This is a genomic window from Roseomonas indoligenes, assembly GCF_017813365.1.
In the GTDB taxonomy this organism is placed as follows: domain Bacteria; phylum Pseudomonadota; class Alphaproteobacteria; order Acetobacterales; family Acetobacteraceae; genus Roseomonas; species Roseomonas indoligenes.
The window spans coordinates 374,052-388,853 of the sequence record NZ_JAGIZA010000005.1; the positions used below are offsets into that span (position 1 = coordinate 374,052).

Sequence of the window (14,802 nt, forward strand, 5' to 3'; positions counted from 1 at the left end):
AAAGGATGATGGTGAGGGGTCCGGGGAGAGGAAGAACTCCTTCTTCCTCTCCCCCGGTACATCCCGTCAGCGCAGGCTCAGGCCCGCTTCTCCACGATGAACCCGATGGAGGTCGAGACCAGCCCCTGAATGGAAAGCCGCAGATGCGGCGCCTCCGGGATGGCCAGCGGCGCATCGTTTCCGGGATAGGGCGGCAAGTCCACGAACTGGTCGAGGATGCCGGTGCCGGTGCCGAAGTCCATCGGCAGCATGCGGTGTCCCGCCAGCGCCAGCCGCGCCTCCAGCTCCTCGATATGCCGCCGCTGGAAGAGGACCGTGCCGCCCTCCTCGATGGTCGGGCCGTCCGGGTCCATGTTGAACTCCGTGGTGTGCACGGCCACGCCACCGGGGCGCAGGCATTTCATCGCCTCCACCACGAAGTCCAGCCCCTGCCGGATGGAGCCGCAATGCTCCAGCGAGCAGATGGACCAGAGGAAGTCGAACCCGCCATGCAGGTCCGCCGGGATCTCGTTCATGTCCACGGCGCGCATGGAGACGCGCTCGTTGAAGCTCTCCATATCGATCAGGCCAGGCTTGAAGATCGTCTCCACCCGACCGCCGTGCTGGTCGGTCTGGATCCAGTTGCGCGCACGCAGGTCGTCGGCGTCGATATCGGTGGCCAGCACCTCCACCCCGCGCGCCGCGAGGAAGCTCGGCAGCCACTCCGCCCCCACCGCGAAGCCCAGCCCGCGCCGGCCCGGCATCATCATGCCGCGCTCGTACAGGGCCTGCAGGGCGTAGCAGTCCTCCCACACCTTGCGGTGGTACAGCGGCACGAAGCCGATCTGGCCGCACCAGTGGCGCAGCCATTGGCTCTCGATGTCCTCCTGCCGGCACAGGCGACCGCCATAGCCGGTGTCCACCGGGTCCGGCGGCAGGGGGGCCAGGCGCCCGGCTAGCCCGGCCTCGTAGAACTGGCTGGCCATGGCCGAACCCATCACCTTCGTGTTCCAGGCTGCCAGGTCCGCGTTGCGGGCGGCAGCGCCGGAGGTGACCTCCAGGGAATGCAGCTTGCCGAGGATCTGGCCCGGCGATGTGCGGCTCAGGCCTTTGGCCAGGGAACGGAGACGACGGAGCAAGGGCAGCGGGTTCCAGAAAGGGTGGGCCATCCCCGTATGGAACAGCCCACCACGTTACCTACCGGGCCTCCCCGCCCCTGACCACCCCCGGGCGAACCAGGGGAGGGAACCGCGGCCCAGCCTCAACCCGTCTCCCGAAGACCTTCCCGTGTCTTCCGGGAGAGTGCGGCAGCCTCAGGGCCTGTTGCGGGCCGGGCATGCCCCCCACCGCATGGCGTCCGATCCGGATCCATCCAATCTCCGCCGGCCACCGGGTATGGTCTAGGACTGGTCGGAGCGGCCCCGGGTAGCTGGACGCCCCGACGAAGCTGACCGACGGCACCGGCCTGCACCTCCACATCCCTTAGGCGGCGAGGCCCTTGGGGCCTTGGCAATCAGCCACTTCCTGGTGTCAGGCCCGACAACGACGACTGTCCAGGCCGGCTCTGCCATGCTGCACTGCCTAACGTCAGTTCGTTGAAAGCCCGTTAGGAGCAGCTTGGGGGCATGCCCGAAGCCTCTCCCACTGTCTCACAGCCGATTGGCACTCAGCCAGTGGTCGTCAAAGGCCAATGCTACTGCTACGGGCCGGCCATCATCCGCCCTGACCACACAGGCCAACGGTACGAGTTGGAATTGGACGGCCTGCCCGGCTCACCACGCAAAGGCCTGAGCGATCTCAACCTGATCTACTGGGTGGTCGACAGGTGGTGCGAGGCTAACGGGATCAAGCTGGATAGAGCCGGAGCCGCAGAATGATCTGAGGAAGGAAAGGCTGCTATCCCCGGCCACCTCGTCTTCGGAGCCAGCCTCAGCTAGGTTCCGCGCTTCCTGAGTGGGCGGACTGACATGGCGAAGTTGACTTACACGGTTGTCCAGGTTGGTTCGGAATGGGTCATCCGGCTGAACGACGCCGAGTATACGGGCTACAGGTCTCAGGAGAGCGCTGTCACGGCCGCCAAGGCTGTCGCGGCCAAGCTCGGCCTCAACGGCAGCGATACCTTCGTCGAGGTTCGCGGAACCGATGGCTCAACCAAGACCGTCTTCGCTTCCGATCCCGAGCCCCCGACCATTGACAGCATGATGGATGCCGAGCGCTGACCTTCTCGGCCTCGCCCGCTTTTTCGCTTCCGCCGTCAGCCGCTCCAATTCGGGCATGCCAGCATCTATGGCGTCGTCGCTGGCCTTGTAGGACCGACTGCTGCTGGCAAGCGTCCGTCCGCGCGCCATCACCAGCCACCACCACTGCGTGGAAACCTGGCCGCGGCGTTCCAGGATAAGTCTGGGCATCGGATCGTTCACCACGTGCTCGCCCCAGCCTGAGTGGAGGCGCTGTACCACGGGGCAAGGACAGGGGACGTTGCCGTTCTATGGCGAGAGAGCTTCGGGTGAAGCTTTCTCCACAAGCCAAGAACGTTAACGGAGAGATATGGTAACGCGTTCGTGAGTGCCCTAGACCACCTTTGGTTGCATTCCTCCGATGGGAACCGCAAGCCGCTGCAGAGAGGGTGGGTGATTGTTCGACGCGATCGGGCCGGCAGGACCAGCATCGATGATCAGCGGATGCGGACCGCTCAGCGGCCCGTCTTACCTGTACCGCGGCGCGACGATCGACGGAAACGCACAGGCGACGCTCTTTCGCATCACCATGCCTGGCCACCTTATCGACGGCTGGTCAGGGATGTGCCGGCTCGACGATGCGATCGGCCTGATCGATGCCGCGCACGGGCAGAGGGAGCGGGCGTTGCAACTCCTGTCACCACCGGAGCGAACAGGAGAGAGCCTGGGCCGAAAGTGGCTCCGGGCGGGCTGGTCACTCGTCAATCGACAGGATGACGCTTCCAGTTCCGGCTGATCCCCAAGACCGAACGGAGAGCGACAGCAAGTCCGCCTCGCTCCGGCACCGAAGTTACGTGAGTCCGGGTCCGGAAAGCCTCGACAGGCCGAGAAGACCACAGACAGGTCGAGAGCTGAGCAGCCTGCCGGTTCTGACGACAGGATGCCCGCTCCCGAACAATAGCCTCACGCCACCGTTGAATCGGATCAGCTATCCAGCCGGATGCCCAGTTCCCGGATCAACGGCCGCCACTCCCCGTTCTCCTTCGCCACGAAGGCGGCGAACTCGGCCGGGGAGTAGTTGGCGCGCTCGATTCCCAGGGTTGTGAAGCGGGCGCTCATCTCGTCGGAGGCGATGGCGCGTGCCAGCTCGGTGGAGAGACGGGCAACGACCGGCGCCGGCGTGCCGGCCGGTACGCAGATCCCCTGCCAGCCATAAGCCACCGCGCTGCCGAAGCCGAGTTCCCGCGCCGTCGGCACCTCCGGCGAGGTGGGGGAGCGCGCCTCGCTCAGCACGCAGAGCGCGCGCACCTTGCCGTCCCGGATGAAGGCGGTCCCGGTGGCGCAGTCGATCATCACGCTGTCCACCGTCCCGGCCAGCAGGTCCTGCATGGCCGCGGGCCCTCCGCGATAGGGCACATGCGTCGCGTCGAACCCGGCGCGCCGCTTGAACATTTCCATCGCTAGGTGGTGAGGGGAGGCGACGGCGGGCGTGCCATAGGTCGGAACCCTCGCCCTCGCCGCGGCGATATAGCCCGCCAGGTCCTGTACCGGGCTATCCGCCCGCACGACGAGGAACAGCGGAAAGCGCCCGATGAAGCCCACGCCCGCCAGGTCCTTCTCCGGGTCGTAGGGCAGGCGCGCATAGAGGGCGGGGTTGTAGACGAGGATCCCGTTATCGACGTGCAGCAGCGTGTAGCCATCCGCCGGGCTGCGGGAGACCGCCTCGCTGGCCACCACCGCGCCGCCGCCCGGGCGATTCTCCACCACCACGTTCTGGCCGAGGCGCGGCCCCATCTGCGCGGCGATCATGCGCCCGAACAGGTCCGAGGCCCCGCCGGGCGGATAGCCGATGATCAGCCGCAGCGGATGGTCCGGCCAGGCGGACTGGGCCATGGCGCGGGGGGCGACGAGCGCCGCGGCCCCGAGGCCGAGTGCCCCGCGCGCGAGGCCTCGGCGGGTGTTGATGGGGTGCGGCGGCATCGGAAGGTTCCCGGGAAGGCAGGCAATCGGACGCGCATCATGCGGCAGCACCGGGGCGCCGCCAATCGGAGGCGCATCGACGAATCGCACTGCCGGGCGCCGCTCCGCCCAGCCCGGCATCACGGCAGCGGCAGGAATGCCCAGAGAATGAACAGCCACAGCGGCAGGGTCACCACGGCCACCACGTGCTGCATCGTGGTCATTGCCGCCATTAGCGGCGCATCCCCGCCCATCAGCCGCGCCATGACATAGGCGGTGGTGGCCGTGGGCTGCGCCATGAACACCGTGGCGATCGTGGCCGGCAGCGCCTCCAGCCCCAGCGCCAGGCACAGGGCGAGGGTCAGGGCCGGCATCGCCGTCAGCTTCAGCGCCGCCGTCGCGGCCTGCAGCGTGAAGCGGTCCCGCATCGCCTCCGCCCCCAGCGCCGCGCCCACCGCCAGCAGCCCGAGCGAGACGGAAGCCTGCCCGAGGGTGCGCGCCAGCGGCCCCAGCCCCGGCGGCAGCCCGCCCAGCCCCGCCAGCACGAAGCCCAGCACGCAGCCGAGGATGAGCGGGTTCAGCGCCACCTGACGCAGCACCCGCCAGGGATCCGGCCGCGGCCCGGCCCCGCCCAGCGCGAAGACGGGCGTGATGATGATCTGCACGCAGGGCACGATCAGCCCCACCGTGACCGCCGCCAGCCCGGTGCCGGGCGCCCCGAACACCGCGCCGGCGATGGCGAAGCCCAGCAGGTTGTTGAACCGGATCCCGCCCTGCAGCACCGAGGTTCCGGCCGCATGCCCCTGTCCGAAGGCCCGCGCCAGCAGCAGCGAAGCGCCGGCGCCGATCAGCAGCGCCAGCCAGAGCGCCGCGGCCATCCCGGCGATCGGCACCGTCCCCAGCCGCACGGAGGAGAGCGAGGAGGCCAGCAGGCAGGGCAGCAGGACCCAGAAGACGAGCTTCTCGATCCCCGCCCACACCGCATCATCCCGCAGGAGCCGGCGCTTCAACACCGCGCCGAGGGCGATCAGTCCGAAGGCCGGCAGGAAAGCGTCGAGCCAGGGCCCCACGAACTAAGTCAGGTCCTCGGCAGGAGCGTTCCGTGCCATGCCGCCGAAGGCGTCCAGCAGCCGCCCCCGCCAGGCATGCACGGGATCATCCGGCGTCAGCAGCGGAAAGGCCGAGACGCAGCGTGCCCATTGCAGCGGCCCGAAGGCGATGTAGTCCGCCGCCCCCGCCGTGGTGCCGGAAAGCCAGGGCCTCTCCCGCAGCACCATGCGAAGCGGGTGCAGGTCGCGCCGGAACGCTTCCACCGCCGCATCCCGCCCCGCCGTCACCTCCGCCAGGGCCATCCCGAACCGCTTCTCCCGTGACTGGACGAAGTAGGCCGCATCCTCCGGCGCCAGGACCCCGGGGATGTCGGAGACGACCATCTTCGCGATCGCCGGCGCCACCACCGCGTCGGACCAGGTATTGACGAAGCGCGCCAGCGCCCGCCCCCCTTCCCCGCCGAAGAGGCTCGGCACGCCCGGCCAGTGGTCCTCCAGATATTCCAGGATGGTCCAGCTCTCGTGCACCGTGCGGCCGTCATGCCTGAGAACCGGCACCTTGTCCGTGCCGGCATCGGCGATGGTCGCCTTCTCCGTGAAGCGCCAGGGCAGCGCCTCGTGCGGGATGCCCTTGTGCGCCAGCGCCATCCTCACCCGCCAGCAATAGGGGGAGAAGCGCCGCGAGGGGTCCGCGCCGCAGAGGTCATGGAGGATCACGGACATGCCGCCTATCGTGCGCCGGGAATCGCCGCCATGGAAGCGGGCGGCCAAGGGCGCTGGGGGAAGACGGGAATGGCGGACGCGCTGCTGGCACTCGATCAGGGCACCACTTCCACCCGCGCCATCCTCTTCGACGTCGCGCTGCACCCCGGCGCCGCGCACCAGATCGAGCTGCCCCAGCACTTCCCCCAGCCCGGCTGGGTGGAGCACGACCCGGAGCAGATCTTCGCCCATTCCCTGGGATGCCTGCGCGGTGCCCTGGCGCGCGGCGGCACCGACCCCGGCCGCGTCGCCGGCATTGGCATCACCAACCAGCGCGAGACGACGATCGTCTGGGACCGCGCCACCGGCCGCGCGGTGCACAACGCCATCGTCTGGCAGGACCGCCGCAGCGCCGCCATCTGCGACCGCCTGCGCGCCGCAGGCCTCGAGGAACTGCTGACGCAGCGCACCGGCCTCCTCGCCGATCCCTACTTCTCCGCCACGAAGCTCGTCTGGATGCTGGAGACGATCCCTGGCCTGCGCGCAAGGGCGGAGCGCGGCGAGCTCGCCTTCGGCACCGTGGACAGCTTCCTTCTGCACCGCCTCACCGGCGGCCGCGTCCACGCGACCGACGCCACCAACGCCGCCCGCACCATGCTGCTGGATATCCGCCGGGGCGAGTGGGACCAGGAGATCCTCCGCGCGCTCGACATTCCCCGCGCACTTCTCCCGGAGGTTCGGGACTGCGCCGCCGAGTTCGGCACCACCGACCCCGCCCTTCTCGGCGCCGCCATCCCCATCCGCGGCATGGCCGGCGACCAGCAGGCCGCCACGCTGGGCCAGGCCTGCTTCCGCCCGGGCATGGCGAAGTCCACCTACGGCACCGGCTGCTTCATGCTGCTGAACACCGGCGCCACCCCCGTGCGCTCCAACCACCGCCTGCTGACAACCATCGCCTGGCAGATCGGCGGCGCCCGCACCTACGCACTGGAAGGCGCGATCTTCGTCGCCGGCGCCGCGGTGCAGTGGCTGCGCGACGGCCTCGGCATCATCGGCAGCGCCGCGGAAGCGGGCGAGCTGGCCGCGCGGGCCGATCCGCATTCCGGCGTGGTGATGGTGCCCGCCTTCACCGGCCTCGGCGCCCCCCATTGGGATGCGGCCGCGCGCGGCGCCATCCTCGGCCTCACCCGCGGCGCCGGCGCGCCCGAGATCGCCCGCGCCGCGCTGGAGAGCGTGGCCTGGCAAACCCGCGACCTGCTGGACGCCATGCGCGCGGACTGGCCGGAGACCGGCGAGACCGTGCTGCGCGTGGATGGCGGCATGACCGCAAGCGACTGGACGATGCGCTTCCTGGCGGATGCGCTGCAATGCCCGGTGGACGTGCCCGCGGTCGCGGAAACCACCGCGCTCGGCGCGGCCTACCTCGCCGGCGTCCAGGCCGGCCTGGCCCCACCCCCCGGCGACGACGCGACCCACTGGCGCCGCCGCGTCCGCTTCGAGCCCGACATGCCCGCTGAGGAGGCGGACCGGCGGCACGCGGCCTGGCGCACCGCCGTCGGGCAGGTCCTTTCGGACCGGGGCTGACCTAACCGAGCGCCCTCACCAGCAGCACCGTCCCCTCCACCGCATCCACCCGCACCAGCGCGCCGGGCGGCAGCGCCGCACCCTCCGCCCGGGCAGCCCAGTCGCTATCGCCCACGCGCACCCGCAGCCCCGGCCCGGCAGAGGGCTGGACGACCCCCTCCCGCCCCACCAGCCCGGCCTCCGGCGTGTTGATCCCACTGCTCCCGACCGACCGCCGCCGGCGCAGCGCGATCGCGATCCCGGCCGCCAGCAGCACCGCGAAAACCACCACGGAAACCGGGAAGCCCGGCGCCACGGCCAGCCCGACCAGCCCCGTTCCCACCGCCGCCATCCCCGCCCAGAGCAGGAAGGCGCCCGGCAGCACCATCTCCGCCCCCAGCAGCAGAAGCCCGGCGAGAAGCCAGATCAGCCAGGGCTCCACGGTCCCGCCCCTGTCGTCGGACCTGTCTGCGGCCCGGAAGATGGCACGGACGCCGGCGCGGCGCTCGGCGCAGGCGGCGGCCCCGGCAGCGGCGGCAAGGCAACGCTCCTCGGCGGGCTCGCCACCGGAGCCCTCGGCGCGGCGGGCGCGGGCCCACCCGTCGGGGCCCGCATCAGCTCCAGCGCCGCCGTCACGCCGCCCGCCAGCCCGGTCGCCTCCATCGGCACCACCACCAGGCGCGAATTCGGGCTGGCCGCGATCGCCTGGAAGGCCGCCACATACTTCTCCGAGATGAAGTAGCGCAGCGCGTCGGCCCCGGCGCCGGAGGCCACCTCCGCCACCATCCGCGCCGCCTCCGCCTCCGCCTGGCCCATCCGCTCCCGCGCCTCGGCGTCACGGAAGGCCGCCTCGCGCCGCCCCTCCGCCTCCAGCACCAGCGCGGATTTCGCGCCCTCCGCCTTCAGCAGCGTCGCGCGCCGCTCGCGCTCGGCCGTCATCTGCAGGTTCATCGCGCGGATCAGGTTCTCCGGCGGCTCGATCTTGCGGATCTCCACCCGCGCCACCTTCACGCCCCAAGGGTCGGTCGCCCCGTCCAGAATCGTCAGCAGCGCGGAGTTGATGCGCTCGCGGGAGGAAAGGGTCTGGTCCAGGTCCATCTCGCCGATCACGGCGCGGATGTTCGTCATGGAGATCGCGGTCAATGCCGCCTGCAGGTTCTGCACCTGGTAGGCAGCCTTCGCCGGCTCCATCACGCGGTAGTAGACGATCCCGTCCACCGACACCGTCGCGTTGTCCCGCGTGATCACGGACTGCTCGGGGATGTCGAGCACCACCTCCTGAACGTTCATCCGCCGCCCGACGCCGTCCACATAGGGCACGATGAAGTTCAGCCCGGGCTGGAGCAGCCGCGTGAAGCGCCCGAAGCGCTCCACCGTCCACACCTCGCCCTGCGGCACGGTTCGGATCCCCATCGCCGCCGTCACGACGGCCAGGATCAGGATCAACGCGAAGACGACCACGCCCGCCGAGACCATCACGTCCCTCCCTCCCGAATCGAAACCCACCCTAACGCGAAAAGGCCGGGCGCGCGGCCCGGCTCTCCTGCCGTCCCCGTTGGGCTGCCCAGCCTAGCCCATCAGCCCCCGCGTCAGCCCCGCCGCCGCCTCGGCCACCAGCCCCTTCACCCGCTCAGCCTCGGGCCAGAGCCGCTCTGACGCGCCCGAGATCGTCAGCGCCCCGCAAAGCGCCCCGCCGGGCTGGAACACCGGCGCCGAGACCGCCGCCGGGTCGATGTCCCGGCTGCCCTGGGTCGCCACCACGGGGTGCCCCCCCGGGGCCACCGCGGGCGCCGGCTCCGCCTCCTCGCCCATCCCCGGATCCCAGGTCGCGAAGACCCGCCCGGTCGCGGCCCCGCCCAGCGGCATCATGTCCCCGGCCTGCACGGCGACCCGCAGCGTGCGCGGCGGCGCGGAGCGGTAGAGGCAGATCCGCCGCTCGTCATCCGTCCTCACCCAGAAGGCCGCGCCATGCCCCGTCGCCTCCGTGAGGGAATCCAGCACCGGCGGCACCAGCGCCTCCAGCCCCAGGCTGCGGGTATAGAGGGAGCCCCAGTGCAGCAGCATCGGCCCCGGGGACCAGGACCCGTCCGCGTTCCGCTTCACGCAGCAGTGCCGCTCCAGGGAAGCGAGCAGGCGCAGGATCGTGCTCTTGTACAGTCCCGTCCGCGCCGCCAGCACCCGTAACGGCAGCGCCGTGTCACCCGGGCGGAAAGCGCCCAGCACCGTCATTGCCCGTCCGACCGCCGCGACCCCGGAAGCGGTGGAGGGCGGGGAGAGGAGCCGTGCGCGCGGCGGGGCAGGACGCTCGGCTGTCCGCTCCGGGCCGGTTCCCCGTCCCGCCTGGATCACCGGCGCGTCCGCCCGGACAGCGACGGCATCAACGGTCAGCACGTTGGGTTCCAAGGCTTGAACTCCCTCAACGGCGCGGTGTCCCGCCCCTTCGGCCTGGCCTGCGGCACCGCCCCCGGCGCGCCCGCGGACTATCGGCCATCCCAAGTTAGGCCGGGAAGTGTTTTGTATCACACGACAGAACGTCACGCGGCCTAAATGCGAATTACTTTCAATAACACCGTCGTTTCCGGCGCTGGCACGGGCCCGTACGGCCTAAACTGGACCGTCCGGTTCAGGGTGCTTGCGGAAAGGTGAAGCTTCGGCCACATGCCGGAACATGATGCGCCGCAATCCTCCCGCGATCGCCCTCCAGGGTCGGGCCGCTCCCCGGAACGCGGTCCCGCGGGCCGCGCCGCTGCTGGTCCTTCCCCTGCTCGCACTCATGGCCGGCGCCAGCCCCGCCCTCGCCCAGTTCGGCCCCCAGGGCCCGCCCGCCGTCGGCATCATGGAAGCCGCCCGCCGCCCGGTGACGGAAAGCACGGACTTCGTGGGCCGGGTGGAGGCGCTGGAGCGGGTGGACATCATCGCCCGCGTCACCGGCTACCTCCAGGAGCGGCTGTTCCAGGAAGGGCAGGAGGTGAAGAAGGGCGACCCCCTCTACCGGATCGAGCGCCAGACCTTCGAGGCCGACCTCGCCCGCGCCCAGGCCACCGTCGCCTCGGCGGATGCCGAACTGGCGAATGCCCGCGTCACCCTCTCCCGCGCGCAGGAGCTCTCCCGCACCGGCGCCGGCACCCGCGTCTCGCTGGACAACGCGGTCGCGCAGGAGCGCACGGCGAACGCGCAGCTCCTCTCCGCACGCGCCGCCGCCCGCGCCGCCGAGATCAACCTCGGCTATACCGAGATCACCTCCCCCATCGACGGCAAGATCGGCCGCACGAACCTGACGATCGGCAACGTGGTCGGGCCCAGCGCCGGCTCCCTCGCCGTCATCGTCAGCCAGGATCCGATGCGCGTCTCCTTCCCCGTCTCCCAGCGCCAGGCGCTGGAGCTGCGGGACCGCTACGCCGGACGCGGCGGCGTGGATGCCGTGGTGATCCGCTTCCGCACCGTGGACGGGAAGACCTATCCCCAGACCGGACGGATCGAGTTCATCGACAACCAGATCAACCGCAACACGGACAGCATCCTGATCCGCGCCCGCGTGCCCAACCCGCCCAACGGGCCGGGCGGCGACCGCCAGCTGATCGACGGCCAGTTCGTCAATGTCGCGGTGGAAGGTGCGGAGCCCGTCCAGGCCATCACCATCCCCCGCTCCGCCGTGCTGCAGGACCAGCAGGGCACTTACGCCTTCGTCGTGGACGCCGAGAACAAGGCCCAGCGCCGCAACCTCCGCCTCGGCCGCAGCACGCCCCAGACCGCAGTGATCGAGGAAGGCCTGAACCCCGGCGACAAGGTGATCGTGGAGGGGATCCAGCGCGTCCGCCCCGGCCAGCCGGTGAATGCCGCCGCCGCCAATCCCCCGCCCGGTCCCCCGGCCCAGGGCGCTGCCGGAACGCCGGCCGCCGCACCCGCTTCGGCCCCCTCGGGCAACGCCGCCAACTCCAACACCCCGGCAGGCAACGCCGCGACGGGGAACGCCCCCGCCAGCGCCGCCCCCGGCCGCGCGAACCAGGGCACCGCGCAGGGCGGCCCCAACGGCGCCGGTGCCTCCCCGCCGGGCGCGCCGGCCGCGCCCAACACCGGCCAGCCCGGCACCTCCCAGCCCCAGGCCGCGCAGCCACCGGCCAACCAGTCCGGCACGGCCCGGTAAGGCGCCCCCATGATCTCCGGTACCTTCGTCGATCGCCCGCGGCTGGCGATCGTCATCGCGCTGCTCACCCTCATCGCGGGCGCGATCTCCCTCATCCGCATCCCCGTGTCCCAGTTCCCGGACATCGTGCCGCCCCAGGTCTCGGTCGCGGCCCGCTACCCCGGCGCCTCCGCCGGCGTCATCGAGCAGACGATCGGGCAGGTGATCGAGGGCCAGGTGAACGGCGTGGACCGCATGATCTACATGCGCTCCAACTCCGCGAACGACGGCACCTACTCCCTCAATGTCTCCTTCCAGCTCGGCACGGATCCCGACCTGGCGACGGTGAACGTCAACAACCGCGTCCAGGCCGCCATGGCCCGTCTGCCGCAGGAGGTGCAGCGCAGTGGCGTCACCGTCCGCAAGCAGTCCTCCGCCGTGCTGATGTTCGCCTTCCTCTACGCGAAGGAGGGCGCGCTCAACCCGCTCTTCCTCTCCAACTACTTCACCATCAACATGCTGGACGACCTCGCCCGCGTCTCCGGCGTCGGCCAGGTGAACGTCTTCGGTGCGCAGGACTACTCCATGCGCATCTGGTTCGAGGTGGACCGCCTCACCAGCCTGAACATGACCGCGCAGGACGTCATCGCCGCCATCCAGGGCCAGAACGTCCAGGCCGCCGTCGGCCGGCTCGGCGGCCGCCCGATCAGCGACGACCAGTCCTTCCAGATCAACCTGGAGACCCGCGGCCGCCTGCAATCGCCCGAGGAATTCGGCAACATCGTCGTCCGCGCCAACCAGGACGGCTCGGTCCTGCGCGTGCGGGACGTCGCGCGCGTCGAGATCGGCGCGGCGAACATGGACACGGAGAACCGGTTCAACGGCCAGCCGGCCATCGCCTTCGGCATCTATCTCTCGCCCGGCGCCAACGCCGTCTCCGTCTCCCAGGCCGTCAAGCAGCGCCTGAAGGAACTCTCCGCCCGCTTCCCCCAGGGCCTGGACACGGAGGTCTTCTACGACAGCTCGGACTTCGTGAACGAGACGATCCACGAGGTCATCAAGACCCTGCTGGAAGCCTTCGTCCTCGTCGTCATCGTCGTCTACCTCTTCCTCGGCTCCTGGCGGGCCACGATCATCCCGACCATCGCCGTCCCCGTCTCCCTCATCGGCGCCTTCATCATCCTGCTAGGCATGGGCTACTCGGCCAATACCGTGTCCCTGCTCGCCATGGTCCTCGCCATCGGCATCGTGGTGGACGACGCCATCGTGGTGGTCGAGAACGTCGAGCGCGTGATGGAGGAGCACCCCGAGCTCTCGGTGCCCGACGCCACGAAGAAGGCGATGAGCGAGATCACGGCCCCGATCATCGCCATCACCCTCGTCCTCCTCTCCGTCTTCGTCCCCATCGCCTTCATCCCCGGCCTGTCCGGCGAGCTGTTCCGCCAGTTCGCGGTCACCATCTCCGCCGCCATGGTGATCTCGGCGATCAACGCCCTCACCCTCTCCCCCGCCCTCTGCGCCATCATCCTCAAGCCGCATCATGGCCCCCGGCGCGGCCCGATCGGCTACGTGCTGCGCGGCATCGACTGGACGCGGGACAAGTATGCCGGCGGCGTCCGCCGCCTCGTCCGCGTCGCCGCCCTCTCCCTGGTGATCACCGCCGGCCTGGCATTCGGCATCTTCACCATCAGCAAGATCACGCCCACGGGCTTCCTGCCGCAGGAGGACCAGGGCGCCTTCTTCGTCCAGGCCCAGCTCCCGCCCGGCGCCAGCGTCTCCCGCACGCGCGAGGTGGTGCGCCAGATCGAGGAGATCGTCCGCCCCATCCCCTCCGTGCAGGGCACGCTCGGGATCGTCGGCTTCTCCCTCATCGACGGCGGCGCCCAGTCCAACTCCGCCTTCATGGTGGTCCGGATGAAGCCCTTCGCGGACCGCACGGGCGCGATGGACAGCGTGCAGGCCGCCATCGGCCGCGTCTTCGGCGCGACCCAGGGCATCCGCACCGCCAACACCTTCGCCTTCAACCTGCCGCCCATCGTCGGCCTCGGCACCGGCGGCGGCTTCGAGTACATCCTGCAGGACCTGGAAGGGCGCGACATCGCCGCGCTCAACGCCGCCATGCAGGGCCTGATCGCCCCCGCCAACGGCGACCCGAACCTCACCGCCGTCTTCTCCACCTTCGCCGCCAACAACCCCTCCATCTACCTGGAGGTGGACCGCGACAAGGCGCAGGCGCTCGGCATCCCCATCGGGAACATCTTCACCACCCTGCAGGCGGCGCTCGGCGGCATCTACGTCAACGATTTCAACCTCTACGGCCGCGTCTGGCAGGTGAACATCCAGGCCGAGGCCGCGGACCGCAACGACGTGGACGACATCTGGCGCATCCAGGTCCGCGCCAGCAACGGCGAGATGGTGCCGCTGCGCGCCTTCGCCGACATCCGCACCGTCGTCGGCCCGCAGACCATCACCCGCTACAACAACTACCGCGCCATCTCGATCAACGGCGCCCCGAAGCCCGGCATCTCCTCCGGCCAGGCTCTCGCCGCGATGGAGCAGCTCTCGGACCGCGTCCTGCCCAACGGCTACAGCTACGCCTGGACCGGCACCGCCTACCAGGAGAAGCTCGCCTCGGGGCAGACGGCCTACATCCTCGCGCTGGCCGTTCTCTTCGCCTACCTCTTCCTCGTCGCCCTGTACGAGAGCTGGGTCATCCCCATTCCCGTGCTGATGTCGATCACGGTCGGCGTGCTCGGCTCCTTCGGCGCGATCGTCCTGGCCGGGCTGTCGCTCGACATCTACGCCCAGATCGGCCTCGTCGTGCTCATCGCCCTGGCCGCCAAGAACGGCATCCTCATCATCGAGTTCGCGAAGGAGGCGCGGGAACGCGGCATGCCCATCTCCGAGGCCGCGATCCAGGGCGCGCGGCTCCGGTTCCGCGCCGTCATGATGACCTCCATCGCCTTCGTGCTCGGCCTCGTCCCGCTCGTCATCGCCACCGGCGCGGCCGCCGTGTCCCGCCGCGCGGTGGGCACGCCCGTCTTCGGCGGAATGCTCGCGGCCTCCCTCATCGGCATCTTCATGATCCCGATGCTCTACGTGGTGTTCCAGACCATGCGCGAATGGGTGAAGAGCAAGTTCGGCGGCAGGCGCGCCCCGCAAGGCCCGCCTTCCACCGGCACGCCCGCCGACGTTCACTGATCCGCAAAAGGCCCGCCCCATCCCAGGGGCGGGCCTTTTCATTCACCCC

General features: G+C 70.4%; 12 protein-coding genes. 5 read left to right on the forward strand and 7 right to left on the reverse strand.

What is annotated here, in order from left to right; genetic code table 11:
* Positions 1-77: 77 nt before the first annotated feature.
* Entirely contained in the window at positions 78-1,118 is a 1,041-nt protein-coding gene (locus tag J5Y10_RS11440) for an SAM-dependent methyltransferase (protein WP_245214554.1), read from the reverse strand.
* A gap of 828 nt (positions 1,119-1,946) precedes the next feature.
* Here J5Y10_RS11440 and J5Y10_RS11445 point away from each other — a divergent pair.
* Together J5Y10_RS11445 and J5Y10_RS11450 are read left to right on the forward strand one after the other, a co-directional pair.
* Complete coding sequence (locus J5Y10_RS11445) at positions 1,947-2,198, forward strand: hypothetical protein (RefSeq protein WP_209373618.1); 252 nt, start codon at positions 1,947-1,949, stop codon at positions 2,196-2,198.
* Positions 2,199-2,613: 415 nt separating this feature from the next.
* Entirely contained in the window at positions 2,614-2,952 is a 339-nt protein-coding gene (locus J5Y10_RS11450) for a hypothetical protein (RefSeq protein ID WP_209373619.1), read from the forward strand.
* A gap of 188 nt (positions 2,953-3,140) precedes the next feature.
* Here J5Y10_RS11450 and J5Y10_RS11455 read toward each other — a convergent pair whose 3' ends face one another.
* The 3 genes from J5Y10_RS11455 to J5Y10_RS11465 all read right to left on the reverse strand — a co-directional run bounded on the left by J5Y10_RS11455 (position 3,141) and on the right by J5Y10_RS11465 (position 5,887).
* On the reverse strand, positions 3,141-4,136 hold the full coding sequence (locus J5Y10_RS11455) for a Bug family tripartite tricarboxylate transporter substrate binding protein (protein WP_209373620.1): 996 nt from the start codon (positions 4,134-4,136) through the stop codon (positions 3,141-3,143).
* Between the two features lie 119 nt (positions 4,137-4,255).
* Positions 4,256-5,185 carry an AEC family transporter gene (locus J5Y10_RS11460; RefSeq protein ID WP_209373621.1) on the reverse strand — a complete coding sequence of 310 codons (930 nt, stop codon included), beginning with the start codon at positions 5,183-5,185 and terminating at the stop codon, positions 4,256-4,258.
* 3 nt (positions 5,186-5,188) lie between these two features.
* Positions 5,189-5,887: a glutathione S-transferase family protein gene (locus J5Y10_RS11465; RefSeq protein WP_209373623.1), complete on the reverse strand. Its 699-nt coding sequence runs from the start codon at positions 5,885-5,887 to the stop codon at positions 5,189-5,191.
* Positions 5,888-5,956: 69 nt separating this feature from the next.
* Here J5Y10_RS11465 and glpK point away from each other — a divergent pair, with 69 nt between their 5' ends.
* Positions 5,957-7,450: a glycerol kinase GlpK gene (gene glpK, locus J5Y10_RS11470; RefSeq protein WP_209373724.1), complete on the forward strand. Its 1,494-nt coding sequence runs from the start codon at positions 5,957-5,959 to the stop codon at positions 7,448-7,450.
* Position 7,451: 1 nt separating this feature from the next.
* On the opposite strand, the gene J5Y10_RS11475 is transcribed toward glpK, so the two are convergent.
* From J5Y10_RS11475 to J5Y10_RS11485, 3 genes are all read right to left on the reverse strand, one after another.
* On the reverse strand, positions 7,452-7,871 hold the full coding sequence (locus tag J5Y10_RS11475; RefSeq protein WP_342452896.1) for an NfeD family protein: 420 nt from the start codon (positions 7,869-7,871) through the stop codon (positions 7,452-7,454).
* Entirely contained in the window at positions 7,856-8,905 is a 1,050-nt protein-coding gene (locus J5Y10_RS11480) for an SPFH domain-containing protein (RefSeq protein ID WP_209373728.1), read from the reverse strand. Before J5Y10_RS11480 ends, J5Y10_RS11475 begins: the two co-directional genes overlap by 16 nt.
* Positions 8,906-8,998: 93 nt before the next feature.
* Positions 8,999-9,832, reverse strand: coding sequence for an IclR family transcriptional regulator (locus J5Y10_RS11485; protein WP_209373625.1), 834 nt, complete (start codon positions 9,830-9,832; stop codon positions 8,999-9,001).
* Between the two features lie 268 nt (positions 9,833-10,100).
* On the opposite strand from J5Y10_RS11485, the gene J5Y10_RS11490 reads away from it, so the two are divergent.
* Both J5Y10_RS11490 and J5Y10_RS11495 read left to right on the forward strand, forming a co-directional pair.
* Positions 10,101-11,573 carry an efflux RND transporter periplasmic adaptor subunit gene (locus J5Y10_RS11490; RefSeq protein WP_245214555.1) on the forward strand — a complete coding sequence of 491 codons (1,473 nt, stop codon included), beginning with the start codon at positions 10,101-10,103 and terminating at the stop codon, positions 11,571-11,573.
* A gap of 9 nt (positions 11,574-11,582) precedes the next feature.
* Positions 11,583-14,753, forward strand: a complete 3,171-nt coding sequence (locus J5Y10_RS11495) for an efflux RND transporter permease subunit (protein ID WP_209373629.1) — start codon at positions 11,583-11,585, stop codon at positions 14,751-14,753.
* Positions 14,754-14,802 lie beyond the last annotated feature (49 nt).